Genomic DNA, 18,082 nt, shown 5'->3' on the forward strand with positions numbered 1-18,082 from the left:
ACCGGGAACGCATCGAAGATACATGATAATCGTTTTCACAGACTGGTTTCTGGAGGACTCATGCCCACTGCCACACCCGTCCTGCTCGTCTCCGACCATGTGGCCGGAGCCGTGCACCTGCTGACCGTGCCGGACGGCACCGCAGTAGGACGCCTCACCGGCCGTCATCTCTCCGAGCACGCCGGGTTCCTGGCGCTGCCGGGCGGGCGGGTGGCCTGCGTCGACGACCGTCGAGGGGAACTGCTGGTACTCGATCCCTTCGCCGAGAAACTCGTGGAGCGTGCGATCCCGGTCGCCGTGCCGGCCGAACACCTCGCCTGCGACCCGTCCGGCCGCCGGCTGGCCGTCACCACCGGCCTCGGCAAGAACAGCGAACCCTGGTCGGACCTGCTCACGGTCCTCGACCTGGCCACCGGAGAGGCCGCGCGGGTACGGACGCGCATCGGCGAACCGGGCGTAACCGTACTGGGCGAGACCGACCCGCTGGTCGTGCTGCGCCACCGGGAACCCGGCGCGCTGGCCGTCCACCGGTTCGCTGACCTCCTCGCGGCTCCGCCCGGCTGCCCTCCGGTCGCCCCTCACGCGATCCTGCCGCTGCCGGACGACGGACACGGGGACGCACAGGCACCCGGTTCGGAGCATGTGTTCGCGGCCACGAGCGAGGGAGTGCACCGGGCCCGGAGGGAGGGTGACGCGCTCACCACCGAGGCGACCATTCCGTGGGGATCGCCCGCCCGGGGCTGGTACCTCCGGCTCGACACTCGGCGGCAGGCGCTGTGGACCACGCTGCGCGGCGGCGACCCGGACCCGCTGCAATGGCCGCAGTGGACCAACCAGGCATGGCACCACGATCTGGGAACAGGCCGCACGCTGCTCACGGACCTCGGTCCCGGACTCGTCTTCCGGCTGGCCCTCGCCCGGCGCCACACCGCCTTCACCCGTATCCATCCCGACGGCGACGAGCTGATCCTTCTCGACGCCGACAACGTCGTCCGCCGCTCCCCCCTGCCGGCCATGGACGGCGCGCCGCGTCGCGGCGGCACCCCCTGGGAAGGCGTCCAACGCCGAGCGGTGGCCGCCTCACCGGGCTCCGACTGGATCGCCGTCACCCGAGGCGGCCACGGCGAAGTGCACATCGTCGACGCAGAGACCGGCCATGAGGCGGCCCGTCCACGGCTGAGCACACCGCTGCATCACGGCGGCCACATGACACTGCGCGTCCAGAATGACGGCGCCGACGGTGATCCCGTGGGACGGTGACGGCCTGCGCGGGCCGGCACGCTCCAGGCGTCCGGAACAGCCGCCCACAGAAGCGATGTCCGGTACCACGCCACACGTGCGTCCCTACGCCGTTTCTCCTATCGTGGCTGGCTGCCGAGTCCGGTCCCGCGACGCAGCAGCAGGCCACGTAACGCCTCGCGACCGATGCGGCTGATCCGGCCGTGGACGGTGCGCAGGTAGGCAACCGACCAGCGGGTGAGGGGCCGGCCGAGCGCGATGGGGCGGGTGGTGGGTGGCCGTCTGGATGGCGAAGTCCTCGTCCTCGCTGAGCAGGCGGGGACGGCCTCCCGCCCACCGAGGGTCCAGGCAGGCCAGGCCGATCTCGTCGAAGCGGCGGATCACACTCCTGACGGTATCCTCGTCAGCCCGCACCAGCCGGGCGATCACCGGCACCCCGGTTCCCGCCAGCCGAGGCCAGCAGCATCATCGTGCGCCGGTAGCAGGTCCATATACTGCACTTGAACCAGCCGCGTCCCTTGCTGGTGCCTTGTTCCTGTCCTCGGCCGCTTCCGGTTCCGGAATCAGGTGGTCTGCGACCGCGGTGATCACAGGTCACCAGGGCAGGAAGGCGTGGATCTCCTTGCCGCCCGCCCGGGCCGGCACTTCGGTGTGGTGGGCCAGGCGCTGGACGATGGGCCAGCCGAACCCGCCGGTGCCGCCGTGCAGGTCGTCGGCGCGGGGCCGGGGCGGGGCCGGGTTGGTGTCGCCGACGGTGATCTGGATACTGCCGCGGACCAGGGCCAGGCACAGGGTGAGGGGGCCGGGGGCGTGGCGGACGGCGTTGGTGACCAGTTCGGAGACCACCAGCAGCACATCCTCGCGGTGTCGGTCGGTCGCCGGAGGCGTGGTGCGGGCCAGGGCGGCCAGGAAAGCGTCGGCGGCGTCCCGGGCGCGGGCGATGGCCGGAGGGCGGCCGTCGAACTCGGCCCGCAGATGCGGCGCTCCCACGCCCTGGCTGGCGGTGATCTCCATATGCTGGACCCCCGTCTTCCCTGCAACGGCTCGCGGAGGCCAGCCGCCCGTCGACGCCGAGCAGCCTATGCCAGGCAGCGCCAGCTTGAGCCTCCGCTGGTGTACAAGTTCCCGCTCCCCGGCCGGGCGCACCCGCCCTCTCCCCCGACCGGGCGCCCCGAATTCCCGCCGGTGACCGGCCGGTCAGGCGATATTGGGGAACACGCCGGACAGGCCCGTCAGATCCAGCAGCCGGGCCGACTGCTCCCTCACCCCGGTCAGGGCCAGGCGGCCGCCGCGTTCCCGGCAGCACTTGGACAGGCCGATCAGGGCATGCAGGCCGGCGGAGTCCATGAAGGACACTCCCGACAGGTCCACCACCAGCTCCCGCCACGGCCCGGTCACCTCCCGCACCGCGTCGGCCAGCGCCGGCGCGGTGTGAAGATCGATCTCCCCCACCGGATGCAGCACCAGCGTGCCGCGCTCGCAGCTGGCCGGGACAGACAACATGTACATGGCTGCTCGACCCCCTTCCCGGGGTGGATCAGCCCACACCAACCAGCACCCGCTCACCCGCGGCAGACTCCCGCGCGCAAGTCGCGCCCAGATCACCGCAGGCACCACACGGCCACCCCGCCAAGCCGGCGGGACGACCACCCCTCACCGTCACACACCTCCGCCCCGTACCGCCACCCTCCCAGGCCAGCCGCCACGAGACATTCACCCGCCAGCACGGCCCCTTGGCCGCGCCAGACCACATGCGCGTAACCACCGACAGCGGCCACTCGTTGAACCAGACGCCGCCGCGCTGTGCACAGCTGGGCACCCGGGACCCCGCACCCCACGGCCCCGGGGGCCCAGCCCGGCCCACGGGCCGGCCTCCCCGCCCCCAAGCGGACCGGCCACCGGCCTCGCGGCCGCTTCCCCCACCCGCCCCGCAGCAGCGGCCCGTCCCGGGTGCGGCGGAAGGTGGTCTGGCCGAACCGGGCCGGCCAGGCGGGCTGGGCAGCAAGCACCACTTGATCACCGACCGACGCGGAACCTCTCTCGCCGTCTCCCTGACCGGCGGAAACCGCCACGGTGTCACCCAGTTGACACCCACCCCTGCTGGACGCGATCTTCCGCATCCGCAGGGCCCGCAGGCGACCGAGGCACCGGCCGGGCCGGCTGTTCGCCGACCGCGGCTATGACTTCGGCACATACCGGCGCATCCTCCGGGCCCGCGGCATCACTCCCAGGATCGGCCTGGGGGGAACATCGATACAGCCGTTGGCGCGGAGATTGATCATGACCATCGCCGGTTCTTGACGCACCTAGAATTGCGAGGGTGAGGGCAAGAACCGGTGACATCGAGAAGGCGGCCGGTGTGCTGCGCGCCGGGGGCCTGGTGGCTCTTCCGACGGAGACCGTCTACGGCCTGGGCGCCAACGCCGAGGACCCCGCTGCCGTCTCGCGCATCTTCCAGGTCAAGGGACGTCCGTCCTCGCACCCGCTGATCGTCCACATCGGCGGCGCGGAGCAACTGGACGACTGGGTCCAGGACGTGCCCCAGGCGGCGCGTCTGCTGGCCGAACGCTTCTGGCCGGGGCCGCTCACGCTGGTCCTGCGGCGCGGTCGCCGGGTGCCCCTGGAAGCGACTGGTGGCCTGGAGACGGTGGCCGTGCGTGTGCCCGACCACCCTGTCGCGCTCGCGCTGTTGTCGGCCTTCGGTGGTGGTGTCACGGCCCCGTCCGCCAACCGCTTCGGCTCGGTGAGCCCCACGACCGCGGACGACGTTCGTGCCGAACTCGGCGATGCCGTCGACTTCGTGCTGGACGGCGGGCCCTGCGAGGTCGGTGTCGAGTCGACCATCGTCGACGCCACGGGCGATGCCCTGACCATCTTGCGGCCGGGCGGGATGACGCGCGAGGACCTCGAAGCGGTGCTGGGATGCCCACTCGAGATCCCGGCCACCAGCCGCATCCGGGTGCCGGGCCAGCATCCATCGCACTACGCGCCGCGTGCCCGGGTCGTCCTGGTCGAGCCGGAGAAGATCGTCGCCGAGGCGGAGCTGGCGCAGGAGCTGGGGCAGCGGGTGGGCGTCTTTCTTCCTGCCGCCTTCGCCGGTGCCGAGGTGAAGGCACACGCGGTGGTGCAGGTCCCCGGTTCGATGGCCGCCTATGCGCGGGGGCTGTACGGGTTCCTGCGCGAACTCGACCAGCGGGGGTGCGACCTCATCGTCGCGTCCCTGCCGGCGGAGGAGGGGCTGGGACTGGCGATCGCCAACCGGCTCCGCCGCGCCGCGGGGCCGCGGACCACCCTGTGACCAGCGCCGGCGCCCTGCCCTTACTGCTCCCGGGCGCGGGGCCTGGCGGATCCGGGGCGGATTCGGCTGAGCCTCCGCCGGTCTGGCAGGCCGGGCACAGCTCGTGCCGCCCGTCGCCGGTGACGGCCGTTCCCCATTCCCGCCACACCTCGCAGCCCGCGGCCCGCGCCAGATCGGCGCGGGCCGCGGTGCTGGGCGCGTGATCGGCTCCGTGAGCCATCGGGTCGTGCCCTTCCGCGGGTGATCGAGCGGTGAACCCGGTGGGGTCTCCTTCACGTATACGGGTCCCCACCGACCGGGGCGAATCACGCCAGGGCGGCCACGGCCGGGATGGTCAGGACGCGGCAGGGACCGCCGCATCGAGGCCGCGAGAGGCGACGAGCTGCGCACTGCCGTCGGCCAGCCGGTAGGACAGCCCCACCACGCCGAGGCGGCCGGCGGCCACCCGCTCGGCCAGGACGCGGGAGCGTTCCAGCAGCAGGTCCACGGTGTGCTCGATGTGCTCGGCCAGGATTTCGTCGGCCTTCTCGCGTCCGGCGGCGCGGGCAGCCAGCACGCTCGGGGTCACCCGTTCGACAACATCACGGACGAAGCCGCCCGGTGTCTGACCGTTCTCCAATGCGGAGCAGGCCGCGGCGACGGCGCCGCACGAGTCGTGGCCGAGCACGACGACCAGCGGGGCGTTGAGGACGCTCGCGCCGAACTCGATGGACCCGAGGACTTCGGTCCCCGCGACATGCCCGGCGGTGCGCACCACGAACAGGTCGCCCAGGCCGCGGTCGAAGATGATCTCGGCGGCCAGCCGGGAGTCGGAACATCCGAACAGCACGGCGAAGGGCTGCTGGGACGGTGCGATCTCGGCGCGGCGGGTCGCGTCCTGGTTCGGGTGCTCGGGGGTACCGGCGACGAAGCGCTGATTACCGGCCATGAGCAGTTCGAAGGCGTCGCGGGGCGTCAGGTTCAGGGTCTCGGTCATGGCGGCAGCCTACGAGTCGGCACCGGCCGTCGCACCGCCTGGTCCCGCCGGAGGTCGCCGGAGCGGGCCACGCTGACGGCCTTGTCACCACCTCCAGGCGCCGGGTGAGAGCGGCCTCGGTGCGGAACCTCAGCGCGCGGCGGTGCTGCCCCGCTCCATACGGCCACCGTTCCACAACCCTCCGTTCATCGTCCACACCCGCACAACGAGCCAGGCACCGCCCGCGCTGTCGGCCCAACGAGGGCGGACCGCCCGGGATCACTCGCCCTCCCCTCCGTTCCGGGCCTGCGCCAGCAGCTGGGCCACCACGTCCTTCGTTCCGTCCCCGGTCTGCTCAGCAAGCGCGTCGGTCACCTCGTCGCTTGTGCCGTCGAGAACCTGCCGTGTGAGGCGTTCCACCAACTCGGGCTCGGTGCTGCTGCCGAGGCCGGTGAGGTCCACCCGCGTCGGCCGGCGCGGGGCGATGATCTCCGGCCCTGCCGGTGCCTCGGTCGCCTCCGCTTCGGCGAGCGCGCGGTAGACCGAGGGGTGCTGGCTCGCGTTCTTACCCGTCTTGATGGTCAGCTTCTTCGCAATCTCAGGGACGGGGACGCCGCGGTCCTTCAGCGCGCGGGCGAAGAGGAGCATGTCGTCGTCGATGACCTTCGGCCGTCCGCCGCGGTTGCCCTTCGCGTCGGTGGTCACCTGGCCCTCCAGGGTCTTCTCGCGGATGTAGTTGCGCTCGATCTGGGCGGCGGCCAAGGCGGCGAAGAACATCGCGCCCATGCCGCCTGGGTCGTAGATGCCGCTGAGCGGGCCGGTGAAGGGTTCGAGCTGGCTCGCCAGCCCCTGCCACGCGGCCGACGTCCTCGCGTACCCGACCCGGGCCGGGCGCTCAGTGCGGGGCTCCAAGGCGACGGCGAGCAGCACTGCCTCGGCGGTGGCATCCGGGGCGAGGAGAGCGAGCCGCGCGGGGTCGGCGGGCTGCCTCTCGGCGTGCTCGCGCGCACCGACCAGCCGGACGGCCAGATCACCGACCGAGCCCCGTGCGGCCTCGACCGCCTCGGTCCCGGACGCGAGGGCGTGCGACATCGACGCCCCGTGCAGGCAGTGGCCCACCAGCACCGCCGCGGCCGCCGCGGCACTCTGCGCGGCGGTGCCGCCGTAGGTCAGCGCGGCCAGTTCACCGGCCGCACACCTGCCTCGGTCCAGTCCCGCAGACGGCGCCAGGCGGTCACCCCCGAGCAGCCGACCATCTGGGCCGGGACGTCGCGCCGGCTCACGCGCGTGCGCAGGACGTAGACGATGCCGGCCAACGCGGCCCGGTCCGATACCGGTCGCCGACCGGGATGGCGGTGTCGGCGCGGAAGCCGGGGCGGCAGCAGCGGAGCTTTGCGTTCCCACAGGTCATCGGGCACAAGGTCGGCGTCGGCAGGCGCCCGACCGACCCTGCTCAGAACCGTCGCAGATGACCAGGCGACACACCGATCTCACTTTGAAACGGTCAGTCAGGCTCCGGGTACTTATGGGACGAAGGTGCCTTGGTTCCTTGCCGGTACGCCGTTCGGCGGTGACGACCTAACTGAGCTGGGAAGCGGAGACTGCGGAGGCTGCGGACAGCAACTGGGCGTCGAGTAGGCCGGCGTCTGCGAGCCGGGTGCCTCTGGAGTACGCCCCCAGGATGGCCTTGGCCAGGGGAAGCGCCTCGGGCGGGCGGCGGAGCAGCGGCTTGACCCAGGCCTCGGCGGCCGTGCCGAGTTCATCGGCCGGCACCGCTTTGTGGAGGATGGACAGCTCCTGCGCTGTCTTGGCTCCGAACGGGGCGCAGGTGAGGAGGAGTTCGCGGATTCTGGCGGTTCCGGCTTCGCTGAGCAGCCGGGGCAGGACACCGCCCCATACCGGTGCCACGCCCAGGGCGACCTCGGGCAGCCGGAACCGGGTGGTGTCCGCCCCGACCCGCAGGTCGCAGAAGATGGTGAGGGCGAGGCCGGCGCCGATGACCTTGCCGTGGACTTGGGCGATGGTGACCGCGGTGGTGGTGTCCAGGGCTTCGCAGACCCGCCGGGCCTTGTCCGCGATCACTCGGAGTCCGGTTCCGGTGGGGTCCGTCTTCAGGGAGGTGGCGAACTCCTCCCGGTCGGCGCCGAGGCAGAAGTGCTCCCCTGCTCCGGAGAGCACCAGAACCCGGATGTCGGGGCGGTCGTTGGCCGCGTTGAGGACGGCGAGGAGTTCGTCGAGGAGGGCGGCGGTGAGGGTGTTGCCGGTTTCCGGGCTGTTCAGGCGGATGCGCAGGACGGGGCCGTCCTGGCTGACGTGGAGCGTCTTGTACTGGTTGTCTATCGGGGTGGTCACGGGCACCTCATGGCAGGGCGACGGGCAGGGTGAGCATGCGGCGGAAGGCGACCCGCGGGGCCCACTGGGGCTCGCGGGCGAGGCTGAGGGCGGGGAAACGTTCAAGCAGAGCGGTCAGCAGGGTTGTGGCTTCCAGGCGGGCCAGAGGCGCGCCGAGGCAGTAGTGGATGCCGCCGCTGAAGCTCAGATGGGCCGCTTTGCGGCGGACGTCGAAGGTGTCGGGGGCAAGGTGGTGGGCGGGGTCGCGGTTGGCGGCGCCGATCATGAGATGCACCATCTGGTCCGCGCGGATGTCGACGCCGGCGACTGTGAGGTCCTTGCGCGCGATGCGGCTGACGATGTGGGTGGGGGCGTCGTACCGCAGCGCTTCCTCGACTGCCGCCGGGACCTGCTCGGGGTGGCCGCGCAGCCAGCCCCACTGCCGCGGGTGCTCCAGCAGGAGCCGGACCGTGGTGGCCAGCAGAGTGGAGGTCGTCTCGAGCGCGGCCAGGAGGACGAACAAGCTGATGTGGTAGACGGCTTCGTCGGCGGCGTCCTGGTCGGGCTCGGTCTCGTCCCAGGCCCGGATCCAAGCCGAGACCGGATCGGGTCCGGGTGTGGCGCGGCGTTCGCGGACCAGGGCGGTGAAGTAGTCGCGCAGCTGCGCTGTCGCGGCGTCGGACAGTGCGAGCTGGCTGGCGGAGGGGAGGAGTTCCTGGGCGAAGACCTGGTCGTGGGTCAGTTCACGCAGCAGCGGGTAGTCGGCGGGCGGCAGGCCGAGCCACCGGCCGATGGTGATGACGGGCAGCTCTTCGGCGACCAGGGGCACGAAGTCCGCCTCTCCACCGGTGAGGTGTTCGGCGAACCGGTCGAGAAGACCGTCGGTGATGTCGGCGACCGGGTGGCGCAGCCTCTCCAGTGATCGGCGGTCGAGCCTGCTGCCGGTCACGCGGCGGACCCGTGTGTGGTCGGGTGGGTTGAGCGAGGGCAGGGTCTTGCTCATCTCGCGGGATGATGCCGCGCTCCACCGTGTCGCTTCCCCTTGACTGGCACGCCACCGGGCGTCGGGGACGTGCCAGTCCCTGCTGCGCAGGACCTGGTCGGCCAGGCCGAAAGAGGTGATCAGGTGCCCTCCCCACGGGGCCGGGATGATGTCCCCCATCGCCTGGAGCTCCGCGTAGTAGGGGTAGGGGTCCCTCTGGCCTTGTGCGGTCCGCAGGCGGGAGATGAGGGCTGCGACGGCGCGCCGGTCGGTGGACGGGGCTATCGCGGGTTCCACGCAGGGCTCCTTCGAGACAATCAGTCGGAACGGCCTGCCGTCTCTACCCATGCGGCGAAATGACTATGCGAATATCCCTCCGTCACATACTGTTGCGTAGATCACGCTCCGGTGAGCCACTTGAGGAAGGAGCTCCACCGCGTGGCCTTCGCATGGGACTGCGACACGGACGGCGCGGCGTGGTGAGCGGACTCCGCAGCCGGTGCCTGGCGGGGGCGGGTCTGGGTCTGCCGGGCCGACGGCGGAGCGGGGGTGAAGTGGACGGGCAGGGTGGTGAGCGTCCTGCTCCAGGGGGTCGGCTGCCAGGTCAGATCGCCGAAGTCGATGGTCAGGGAGACGTCGGGCAGGCGGGTGAGCATCCTTTCGATGGCTCTGGTTCCGATCAGGTGGGCGGGGTCCTTGGCGGGGCACACGTGAGGGCCCGCACCGAATGCGAGGTAGGCCCGTCCTCTGAGGGCGTAGCGGTCCCCGGTTACGGCGGGGTCGGTGTTGGCCGCCGCGAAGCTGATCACCACGGGATCGTCGGCCCGCAGGATCCTGCCGTCGAGTTCCACGTCCTGCACGGGGTAGTGCACGGCGTAGTTGGCGATGGGCGCGTACTTCCACAGCACTTCGTTGACGGCGTCCTCGACCAGCATCTGGGTGCCCGTGTACCGGTCGTCGCCGAGCATCAGGGCGATGCCCGTGCTGATGAGGGAGGTCAGCGGTGCGGTACCTCCCGACAGCAGCGTGACGAGCTGGTTGACCATCTCGTCGTCGTTGAGGCCCGCGGGGTGCTTGAGCATCTGCGAGGTCACGTCGGTGCCCGGTGACCGCCGCTTGAGGGTGACGAGCTTGTGCAGGGCCTGACCGAGGACCTGATTGGCCTGCTCGGCGTCGGATCCGCCCTCGAAGATGCCGGAGATGCCGAAGATGACGTCGTCGCCGATGTCGGGGGGACACCCGAAGAGTTCGCTGAAGACCAGCAGGGGCAGCTGCTGGGCGTAGTCGGTCACGAGGTCGGCCCTGCGGCCGCGGCTGCTGATCTGGTCGATGAGGTAGTCGGCGACCTGTTCCACGTGGCGCCCCAGCTGATGGGGGTCCACGGTGTCCAGGCTGTCGGTCACCACCTGCCGCAGCCGCGCGTGGTCGGCTCCGTCGGAGAACAGGGCGTTGGGCCGGTAGCCCATCATGGGCAGAGCGGGGCTGTCGGCCGGTATGCGGCCCTCGTTGAGGGCGCGCCAGCGGCGTGCGTCCCGGACGAAGACGTCGGGGTGCTGCAGGATGTGCAGCGCGGCCGCGTAACTCGTCACCAGCTCCGCTTCGACGCCGGGCGCCACCTCCACGGGCGCGCTGGCGCCGTACTGCCTCAGATGGTCGTAGTAGCGGTCGGGATCGATCCCGAACTCGGGTGTGTACAGGGGGACTCTGCCGTGGGCGGGGCAGCCGGGCGGGGGCTGGCGGTAGTCCGGTTGGTACTGCACGGTGGTGCTCCTAGTCGGTGCGGGAGAGGAGGTACTCCACGAAGGTGATCAGGGTGTTGGCCGAGGATGCCTGGTCCCGGACGTCGCAGGGAACCACGGGCACGTCCTCGGGCAGGTTGAGCGCCTCGCGGACCTCGTCCGCGGCGTAGGAGGGGGATCCGTCGAAGCGGTTCACCCCGACCGCGCACGGGAGCCCGTACTGCTCCACGAGGTCCAGGATCGGGAAGGACTCGCCCAGTCGCTCCGGGTCGACCAGCAGCAGTGCGCCCAGGGCGCCGATGGAGAGGTCCTCCCACAACTGCTGGAAGCGCTGCTGCCCGGGGGTCCCGAACAGGTACAGGACCAGTTCCTCGCTGAGGGTGAGGCGGCCGAAGTCCAGGGCGACCGTGGTCGTCGTCTTGTCCGGCGTGCCGGCCAGGTCGTCCACACCGGTGCTGGCTTCCGTGATCAGCTCCTCGGTGCGCAGCGGCTCGATCTCGGAGATACTGCCGACGAAGGTCGTCTTCCCGACACCGAAGTGGCCGACGACCAGGAGTTTCACCGCTGTCTGGACAGACCGGCCCAGGTGTACCGGCCCACGGTTAGGCGAATCGAGCACGGAGGCCATCCAGTACGTCCTCGAGAAGTTGTCTGGGAACGCGCTCGGCGCTCGGCACCGGCGCACGGGTCAGGATCAGTCCGTTTTCCGCCAGCTCGGCGAGCAGCCCTCGCACGATTCCCAGGGGAAGGTTGAGGTACCCGGCGATTTCGACGACCGAGAGGTAACCGCCCGCGCACAGTTCCAGGACGCTGCGGCTCTCCGGGGATGTCACCCACTTGTCGGATGCGTCATCAGCGGCCGTAATCAGTGTTGTCACTGAGAACTCCCGTTCAGAGGGAATCTCACGACCCCCTGTGATGACATAGGGACGCACTAATCTTCCGGTCGACTCAAAAGCCGAATCTTCAGCACTCACGTTCCATCAGCCGTCTCACGAAGCGGAGTGGTCATTTCCTCACCGAGGCTCTGCACAAGCTGGTGCATACGGAAGGTGATCCCCTCCATGTCGACGTCGACCGATGCCGACACGGCCAGGTAAGCCCCACTTCCGGCTGCCACGAGAAACAGCCATCCATGGTCGAACTCGACCACTGTCTGGCGCCACCGCGGCTCCTCTTCAGGGCCTACGAAGTCCGCCGCGGAACGGCTGATCGACTGCAGGACGCTCATTGCCGCGGCCGCCCTGTCGGCCAGATCGGGATGGAGGTCTTCGGTCATGCCTCGCTTGAGCCCATCAGCGGAGGCGAGGAGCGCATGCCGCGCGCCGGGCACCTTCAGGATGTTCCCGAGCATCCATGACAGGTCTTCCTGCATCAAGACTCCTGTCCTTCCTGATTCGTCACGGGGCGCTGCCGACCTGTCCGAGTGCCTCTCTGCAGCGCCGCCATTCTGGCAGCGGCGGACTCCACGTCCTGTCCGGGCTGCTTGCCTGCCTCCGAGGGCGTGGTGTGCACGAGGGCGATGGGAGCCTTGCGCTCGCCTCTCTTGGGCAGGCCGTTGGCCGTGCGGTCGTTGGAGGGATTCTGCGCGGCAGGAGCCTTCCGCGGGGTGGCTGCCATGGCGGGTGTACTCCTCCGGTCGGTGTGCTCCGTTGTCAGGAGTGCCTCGGGAAGGCGCACGACCGCCCGCGCACCGCCGAAGGGAGAGGTGGTGCTGACATCCACGGCGAAGCCGAAACGACGCGCCAGTTCGGCCACCACGGGGAACCCGAACTGCGGAGGGTTGCCGAGTTCGGACAGACCGGGCCTGTACTGGCCCGAGAAGAGCTCCGCGGCCTTCTGCTTCTTCTCCGGACTCAATCCCGGACCGGCGTCGTCGATGATGATGCACAGCCCTTGGTGGACGGGCTGAAGGTTCACCTCGATCATGCTCTCGGGGCGCGAGTAGCTCGCGGCGTTGGCGAGCAACTCTGCGACGGCCAGGGCGACACCGTCGACCGCGGCGGGGACGATGGCGAAGTTGCTCTGGGAGCGGATCTGGACCCGCTCGAAGGGGCCGATCTGGCCCTGAGCGCCCCGGATCACGTCATGGACCGACGCGGGCTCCCTCCGCCGCCCGGGGAATCCACCGCACAGGATCGTGATACCCAGCGCACGCCGGGCGAACTGGGCGTTGGCACGGTCCACTTCGAGGAGTGACTGCAGGATCTTGTGGCCGCCGTACTCCCGCTCCAGCTTGTCCAGCATGAGCTGCTGCTCGCCGGCGAGGAGGCGGAGGGTCTGCATGGCCGACTTGAGGACTGCGGAAATCTTTCCGTCAGTGATGTCCCGGACTTCCCTGGCGGCCTCTTCGGCGCTCTCCTCGGCCCTGGCCAGTCGCTGCCCGGTCTCCCTCAGCTCCTTCTCCAGTTTTTCAATATGCGCGTTCCTCAGCGTTAAGTCGTTGGCCAACTGCCGGACACGTCGCCTGCTCAGGAGGAGTACGGCTATGGCGACAAGTGCCACAGCAGCCAGACCCCAGAAAACCGGGTCTGTAAAGTAATGTGGCATGAGCTCTCTCTGTTTAACGAGGGATCATGATGGGACCGCACTTTGCTTGTCTCGCAGGAAACGCGGAAGCGCACCGGACGCCGCGATCCCCCCGCCACGCCCGCTGCGTGCTCAGCACCGCCAAGCGTAGTCGCCGCGGACCCCGTCGTTCCCCACTGCCGGGAACTTCCCCCACGGTCACCCTTGGAGGCCCAGGTACTGTCAAGCAAGCGCGTCGATCTTAGCACCGCCCTCCTGTCGCCGACTTTAGAGGAGCGCACCTTTTCGCCGTCGCTGACATATTTTTCCTTCGCTTACCTTTTGCATGTTTTTCGAAGCGCTCGGGCGGTCGCAGCCACCGCGGTCCAGGCAGCCCGGACCCGGCAAATCGCCGTTCCCAAGGCGGGGGACGGCCGCCACGGTAGTGCTGCACAGCTGCCCGGGAAACCGCTGGCCCTGCGCGAGGAGATCGAACGACCGGCGTGATGTGCCCCGGGTCTGACGGAATCACCTTGCTGGACAAGTGATGCCCCAGGCGCTCAGAGAGGTTTCCACACCCCGCAGGTACCCGCCCGGGTGCTGGCGCAAGGCCCTGAATCTCATCGAAGTCGGCCGAAGTCCGCACCGTCGACGTGAGCGGCCGTGCCGCCGTCCCCCACGCCGCTTCCTCCACATCCCCGGCCCCGGTGACGGAAAGCCGCCTACGCTCCAGGCAGCCGCCCGGAGCCGGGGAAGCAGCGGAGAGCATGCCGTGATCGAAACCAGGCAGGGAGGCAGGTCTCATCTCCCGCTGCGGACCCCCACGCGCCGCGGTGCGGGACCGGCCGGCGCGCCCCAGGGACGCAGGGGGCAGACCCCGTGGGTGTGCGGGGCCTGCCCGGTGGCGCGCTCCTGTCACCGGCCAACGCCCGGGGTTCTGCGCCTTAGCGTGCCACGGCGACCATATGACCGGCTGCCGCCCGACGGGCGTAGGACAGGTCCACGCGTCGGCGCGCGTGCCCCAGATGGCCGACGCCCCGGGCCCGTGCCGTGCCGGTGTACGGGGCGGCGGGGATGAAGAGCTGACGCGCCGGGGTGCTCAGGCTGGTCGGCGGCGGAACGGCATCCGGGCCGTGTCCGAGGGTGTCGCCCTCGTCCGCCGCCGACTTGCGGGGCAGAGCAGGGTCTCGAGGTCGACTCGTATGTGGGGCGTGCGTCGTGGCGTCCGAGCGCCAGCATCCGGACCAGTGCCTCCCTCAGCTGCTGGATGTCCCCGGCCGGCACCTTGAGCACGGCTTCGATCTGCGCGTCCTCCAGTTCCAGGTCCTCCAGGGAATCGGGGCCCAGCGACACGGTGAGCAGGTTGTTTTTCAGGGCTATCTCGCGGACGCAGGGGCTCGGTTACCGTTTCCTGGCCGACGAAGCGCGCGGCGCCGGGGCCGTGATGGCGGACCGGACTGCGCGGCGGATCTGCCGGGACAACCGCTGGTGGAGCGTGTTCGGCAAGAAGGCCGGCCCGCCTGTGCACGACGACCTGGTCCGCCGTGACTTCACCGCGACCTGTGCGAACCAGCTGCGGCTCGCCGACACCACCGGCCCTCTCGCTCTTGAATACGAGGTCGAGGAGGCCCGGCATCCGGTGTGCAACGCTTTTGTCCGTTCAAGAACAAGTGATCACTCTGGAGTCCCTTGCGTCGACGCGGCGCCCCCATGAGTGCGGAAGATCCGGTCGAGGTGATGCTCCAGGACTGCGGCGGCGGACTCCGGGCTGCGCTGGCCGACGAGGATGCTGGTGCCGAGCCCCGCAGACATGGCAAGCAGGCTGACTGCCTCCAACCGCGCGTCCAGACCGGGTTCGAGCAGATCCGTCTCTTGCGCCTGCCGGAGGAGTTCGGTCACGGCGTCTTCGGCGGCGTCGGGATTCTTGATGAAGGGCTGGGCAGCGAGAGCCCGGTCGTTCACGGACAGAACGGCGTACGAGGTGTAGAGGTGGTGGAACGTGCGGCTCTCCTCGTCGGCCGGCAGGGCCGCCATCAGCAGCGCCTCGACCATCGCGCGCGGGCCCGGGCTGCCACCGGCAGCCCGGACGCGGGCGGAGACCCGATCCCCGAATCTCGCCGCCAGATGCTCCAGCCCGAAGAGCAGCAGCTTCTCCTTCGTTTCGAAGTAGTACTGCACCAGCCGCAGTGACACGCCCGCCTCGGCTGCCACATCGCGCATCCTCACGGCATGCAGCCCGCGTCGCCCGGCGACCCGGACGAGCGCCTCGGCGATCTCGGTGCGTCGTTCCGCGTGGTCCACGCGCTTGGGCACCCGTCCACTCCTCCGCTTCTCGTTCCCGCCGGTACGGCCTCCACCGGACCCTCTTGATGATACGACCGTACCAACATCATGGTACGTTCGTATCACAAACCGAGACCCCTCCGGAGGCGACCATGCCTGGGACCACTGCCCGTACCCCGGCCGACGTCGGCCGCTACGTGAGCGACACCTGGCGTGACCGCTACTTCGAGGCCTGCGACGCGGTCTACGCACTGGGAGCACCCGCCCTCGCGGAACAGGACGTGGAGACCTCCTTCGGCACCACCCACGTGTACCACTACGGCCCCGCCGACCCGGCGGCCCAATCCCGCACCCCCATCGTCCTAGTCCACGGAGCAGGCTCCTGCTCCGCCATGTGGTACCCGAACACCCCCGACCTCAGCGCCGACCGCCCCGTCTACGCTCTCGACACCCCCGGCGACCCCGGACGCAGCGTCCAGCGCGCCCCTCTTCACCAGCCCGAACACGCCGCCCAGTGGCTCGAGGAGACGCTCACCGGACTCGGCCTCGACCACGTCCACCTCGTCGGCACCTCCTACGGCGGCTGGCTCGCCTTGAACCAGGCCCATCGCAGGCCCGGCCGCCTCGCCTCGGTCACGCTCCTCGACCCCGGCGGCCTGGAGAAGGTGGGGCTGCGCTTCTTCGTCTGGATCTTCATCAGCCTCTTCGCGACCTTCGCGCCCAAGGCCCTGCGCCCACGCCTCGCAGCCTGGCTGGAACAGCCGGTCCTCGTCGTGCCGGAGTTGCGCACGATGATCAGGACGGCCGTCCGCGCCTACCGCATCCGCCGCCCAGCCCCCCTGCCCCTGTCAGATGACGAACTGTCCACGATTCGAACCCCGCTCTACCTGGTGCTCGGCAAGCGAAGCCTCCTCGTGCACCCCCAGCGGCAAATGGAGCGCGTGCCGCGCGTGATACCGGGCGCCCGGGCCGAGATCATCCCCGGCACCGGCCACGGACCGCAGATCGACCACGCGGAGGAAATCAACCGCCGGATGCTGGACTTCATGGCCTCCGTCGCCTAGTACTGCAAGCCGTCAAGGCACGCGTCCAGGCCGTGAACCAGCTCAAGGCCGTCCTGGTCAACGCCCCTGCATGGGTGCGCGATCCCTTGGAGGGCCTGGCCGCGCCGCGGCTCCTCGCCCGGTGCACCACGCTGACACAGGACGGTCTCGGCCCTGCCGAGTCGGCCGTCGTCCACACGCTGGGCCGGCTGGCACGGCGCGTCCGGTACCTGGACGCGGAGATCAAGGATGTTCCGGGGCAGATGACCGGCCTGATCCAGCAGACGGTGCCCGCCTTGCTGCGGGTCCAGGGCATCGGGCCGGACTCGGCGGCCGCCCTGCTCATCGCGGCCGGGGACAACCCCGACCGGGTGAGGGGTGAGGCGTCCTTCGCCGCCTTGTGCGGGGCCGGCCCCGTCGAGGCGTCTTCCGGAAAGACCAGCCGCCGCCGGCTCAACCGCGGCGGCAACCGGCAGGCCAACGCCGCCCTGCACCGGGCGGTACTCTCTCGCCTGCGCCGGGATCCTGCCACCCAGGAGTACCTCAAGCGCCGGACCGCCGAGGACCTGTCCAAACGGGAGATCATCCGCTGCCTGAAGCGCTACCTCGCCCCAACCGTCTACACGATCCTCCACACCGGCTTCACCTTGTCGGCGGCCACTTGCCGTCCATAGGGGCATCGCACTGGACCTGTCGCACGCGCTGGTGGAGTGGGTCACGATGCTCATCGTCACCCGCGAAGGTGACCGCCGCTGCAAGCTCCCGCCGCACCAGCGTGCCCCGGTCGGCCTGGCGTACCCGCGCCGGCACGACACCCTCGCCCAGATCGCGGCAGGCTTCGGGATCTCGGTCGGCACCACCCACGCCTGCGTCACCGCCCTCGTCGGCCATCTGTCCCGCCGGGCGCCCGGGCTGCTGCGAGTGCTGCGGGAGACCGATCCCGCAGCACGTCCTCCCGGACGGCACGCTCGCCGAGTGCGACCGGGTCGGTGACAGCCGGGCCGACTTCTCCCACAAGCACCGCCGCCACGGCGTGAACGTGCAGGTCGTAATCGATTCCACGGGCAGACTGCTGTGGATCTCACCCGCGTTGCCCGGCCGCACCCACGACCTGACCGCGGCCCGCACCCACCAGATCATCCGGATCTGCGAACGGCAGGGCGTGCCCGTGCTCGCCGACCGCGCTTACCTCGGAGCCGGCCCCTGGGTGACCACACCGATCCGACGCCCACCCCACCGAGAACGCACACCAACCCAGCGCACGGTCAACCGGGCCCTGCCAGCGGCACGAGCACCGGTCGAACGCGGAGCCGCACGGCTGAAGGCGTGACGGGCACTACAACGGGCCCACTGCTCAACCCGACGCATCGACCGTCTGTCCAAGCCGTACACGTCCAGCGGTGCGCCCAGCGCGCCCCGTGGCGGCGGGATGTGCTGCTCCGATCGGCTACCGATGGGCGGGGGCCTCGGGGCGACCGGCCGGGTCGGGAGAAGAATAGACACGAGCCGCGCTTGCGGGTTGGGCAACCGAGACAGCCACAGGCCCGTCCACGGGTTCCGTCGTCATCCGCCGTTGCCTTCGGCTCGGCGGCTTCGGCGGAGTTCGCCGGAAAGGAGACGGAGATGGATTTCGACGCTGTCAGCCGCCGCGGTTTTCTGGGGGCGTCCGCGGTCGGGCTGACGACCGGCGTGTCCCCGGTCGTC

At 70.3% G+C, this 18,082-nt stretch carries 16 protein-coding genes and 5 pseudogenes; 7 read left to right on the plus strand and 14 right to left on the minus strand.

The annotated features are described in order from the left end of the window. Positions 1-60: 60 nt before the first annotated feature. Entirely contained in the window at positions 61-1,260 is a 1,200-nt protein-coding gene (locus QC029_RS10080; RefSeq protein ID WP_279555186.1) for a hypothetical protein, read from the plus strand. A 125-nt stretch (positions 1,261-1,385) separates the two neighbouring features. On the opposite strand, the pseudogene QC029_RS10085 reads toward QC029_RS10080, so the two are convergent. The 3 genes and pseudogenes from QC029_RS10085 to QC029_RS10095 all read right to left on the minus strand — a co-directional run. After that, positions 1,386-1,708: pseudogene (locus QC029_RS10085) on the minus strand (helix-turn-helix domain-containing protein); the annotation flags it as partial. 125 nt (positions 1,709-1,833) lie between these two features. Next, positions 1,834-2,253 (minus strand): ATP-binding protein, encoded by a 420-nt coding sequence (locus QC029_RS10090; protein WP_279555187.1) that lies wholly within the window; start codon positions 2,251-2,253, stop codon positions 1,834-1,836. Between the two features lie 183 nt (positions 2,254-2,436). Continuing rightward, positions 2,437-2,748, minus strand: coding sequence for an STAS domain-containing protein (locus QC029_RS10095; RefSeq protein WP_279555188.1), 312 nt, complete (start codon positions 2,746-2,748; stop codon positions 2,437-2,439). Positions 2,749-3,218: 470 nt separating this feature from the next. On the opposite strand from QC029_RS10095, the pseudogene QC029_RS10100 reads away from it, so the two are divergent. After that, positions 3,219-3,474, plus strand: a pseudogene (locus QC029_RS10100) (transposase); the annotation flags it as partial. Between the two features lie 85 nt (positions 3,475-3,559). Continuing rightward, positions 3,560-4,537 carry an L-threonylcarbamoyladenylate synthase gene (locus tag QC029_RS10105; protein WP_279555189.1) on the plus strand — a complete coding sequence of 326 codons (978 nt, stop codon included), beginning with the start codon at positions 3,560-3,562 and terminating at the stop codon, positions 4,535-4,537. 334 nt (positions 4,538-4,871) lie between these two features. On the opposite strand, the gene QC029_RS10110 is transcribed toward QC029_RS10105, so the two are convergent. The 10 genes and pseudogenes from QC029_RS10110 to QC029_RS10155 all read right to left on the minus strand — a co-directional run bounded on the left by QC029_RS10110 (position 4,872) and on the right by QC029_RS10155 (position 13,049). Then, the gene (locus QC029_RS10110; RefSeq protein ID WP_279555191.1) at positions 4,872-5,513 is read right to left on the minus strand and encodes a carbonic anhydrase; all 642 of its coding nucleotides are present in this window, start codon (positions 5,511-5,513) and stop codon (positions 4,872-4,874) included. A gap of 258 nt (positions 5,514-5,771) precedes the next feature. Then, a complete protein-coding gene (locus QC029_RS10115) occupies positions 5,772-6,584 on the minus strand; it encodes a hypothetical protein (RefSeq protein WP_279555192.1) in 813 nt (270 codons plus the stop codon). Positions 6,585-6,685: 101 nt separating this feature from the next. Then, a pseudogene (locus tag QC029_RS10120) lies at positions 6,686-6,949 on the minus strand (transposase); the annotation flags it as partial. A 121-nt stretch (positions 6,950-7,070) separates the two neighbouring features. Next, positions 7,071-7,844: an enoyl-CoA hydratase/isomerase family protein gene (locus QC029_RS10125; RefSeq protein WP_279555193.1), complete on the minus strand. Its 774-nt coding sequence runs from the start codon at positions 7,842-7,844 to the stop codon at positions 7,071-7,073. 7 nt (positions 7,845-7,851) lie between these two features. Further along, on the minus strand, positions 7,852-9,102 hold the full coding sequence (locus tag QC029_RS10130) for a cytochrome P450 (protein ID WP_279555194.1): 1,251 nt from the start codon (positions 9,100-9,102) through the stop codon (positions 7,852-7,854). Between the two features lie 101 nt (positions 9,103-9,203). After that, the gene (locus tag QC029_RS10135; protein WP_279555195.1) at positions 9,204-10,565 is read right to left on the minus strand and encodes a cytochrome P450; all 1,362 of its coding nucleotides are present in this window, start codon (positions 10,563-10,565) and stop codon (positions 9,204-9,206) included. Positions 10,566-10,575: 10 nt separating this feature from the next. After that, a complete protein-coding gene (locus tag QC029_RS10140; protein ID WP_279555196.1) occupies positions 10,576-11,172 on the minus strand; it encodes an ATP/GTP-binding protein in 597 nt (198 codons plus the stop codon). Next, complete coding sequence (locus QC029_RS10145; RefSeq protein WP_279555197.1) at positions 11,147-11,521, minus strand: DUF742 domain-containing protein; 375 nt, start codon at positions 11,519-11,521, stop codon at positions 11,147-11,149. The genes QC029_RS10140 and QC029_RS10145 overlap by 26 nt, the downstream gene beginning before the upstream one ends. Next, positions 11,518-11,919, minus strand: a complete 402-nt coding sequence (locus QC029_RS10150; protein WP_279555199.1) for a roadblock/LC7 domain-containing protein — start codon at positions 11,917-11,919, stop codon at positions 11,518-11,520. The genes QC029_RS10145 and QC029_RS10150 overlap by 4 nt, the downstream gene beginning before the upstream one ends. Continuing rightward, positions 11,919-13,049, minus strand: coding sequence for an ATP-binding protein (locus QC029_RS10155; protein ID WP_279555200.1), 1,131 nt, complete (start codon positions 13,047-13,049; stop codon positions 11,919-11,921). The genes QC029_RS10150 and QC029_RS10155 overlap by 1 nt, the downstream gene beginning before the upstream one ends. A gap of 1,465 nt (positions 13,050-14,514) precedes the next feature. On the opposite strand from QC029_RS10155, the pseudogene QC029_RS10160 reads away from it, so the two are divergent. Further along, positions 14,515-14,646, plus strand: a pseudogene (locus QC029_RS10160) (IS3 family transposase); the annotation flags it as partial. Between the two features lie 80 nt (positions 14,647-14,726). On the opposite strand, the gene QC029_RS10165 reads toward QC029_RS10160, so the two are convergent. Beyond that, the gene (locus tag QC029_RS10165; RefSeq protein ID WP_279555201.1) at positions 14,727-15,365 is read right to left on the minus strand and encodes a TetR/AcrR family transcriptional regulator; all 639 of its coding nucleotides are present in this window, start codon (positions 15,363-15,365) and stop codon (positions 14,727-14,729) included. 122 nt (positions 15,366-15,487) lie between these two features. Between QC029_RS10165 and QC029_RS10170 the strand changes: the two genes are divergently transcribed. The 3 genes and pseudogenes from QC029_RS10170 to QC029_RS10180 all read left to right on the plus strand — a co-directional run. Further along, the gene (locus QC029_RS10170; protein WP_279555202.1) at positions 15,488-16,399 is read left to right on the plus strand and encodes an alpha/beta fold hydrolase; all 912 of its coding nucleotides are present in this window, start codon (positions 15,488-15,490) and stop codon (positions 16,397-16,399) included. 266 nt (positions 16,400-16,665) lie between these two features. Then, complete coding sequence (locus QC029_RS10175; RefSeq protein WP_279555205.1) at positions 16,666-17,052, plus strand: transposase; 387 nt, start codon at positions 16,666-16,668, stop codon at positions 17,050-17,052. Between the two features lie 46 nt (positions 17,053-17,098). Beyond that, positions 17,099-17,705: pseudogene (locus QC029_RS10180) on the plus strand (transposase family protein); the annotation flags it as partial. Positions 17,706-18,082 lie beyond the last annotated feature (377 nt).

The sequence above is a fragment of the Streptomyces sp. DH37 genome (assembly GCF_029813835.1).
GTDB lineage: Bacteria > Actinomycetota > Actinomycetes > Streptomycetales > Streptomycetaceae > Streptomyces.